The organism is Halorubrum sp. SS7 (assembly GCF_005435055.1).
Lineage (GTDB): Archaea > Halobacteriota > Halobacteria > Halobacteriales > Haloferacaceae > Halorubrum > Halorubrum salinarum.
This window is the reverse complement of record NZ_SGXV01000303.1, coordinates 1-469: the sequence shown is the minus strand read 5'-3', so window position 1 is coordinate 469 and position 469 is coordinate 1. Positions and strand designations below refer to the sequence as shown.

The following is a 469-nucleotide window of genomic DNA, read 5'->3' as shown; positions in this document are numbered from 1 at the left end:
TCACGTACGGGATCGCGCCGACGACCGCGGCGGCGAGCCACGCGAGCGAGACGAACAGCAGCGCCTCACGGGGGCCGAGGTCCGGGTCGGGATCGACCCGCTCGACCGCGAACCCGAGCGCCGCGACGAGCGCCATCGACACCAGGAACACCCAGATGTCCTCGCCGTACGCGACCGCGACGATCAGCGGAACCAGCAGGGTGACGGCGAGGTACTTGATTCCGACCCCGAGAAGCCCCACGCTCGCCTTCCAGTTGACGCCCCAAGACATAGGTATCCGATCGATATGGGAGTTGCCCGTTCGCTGTATTAAACTGTCGAAGGGACGACTGGGAGAGAAAACGGGACGACGACTGGGAGAGAAAACGGGTCACGAGGTCCAGAACGCCTTCGTGAACAGCACCAGCACGGGGACGATCTCGATCCGGCCGATCCACATCAGGACGATCATCACGGCCCGCGTCGTCAT

1 pseudogene is annotated in these 469 nt (G+C 64.4%); it reads right to left on the bottom strand.

Annotation, left to right across the window (positions count from 1 at the left end):
- A pseudogene (locus tag EXE44_RS18135) lies at positions 1–271 on the bottom strand (TrkH family potassium uptake protein); the annotation flags it as partial.
- Between the last annotated feature and the right edge of the window lie 198 nt (positions 272–469).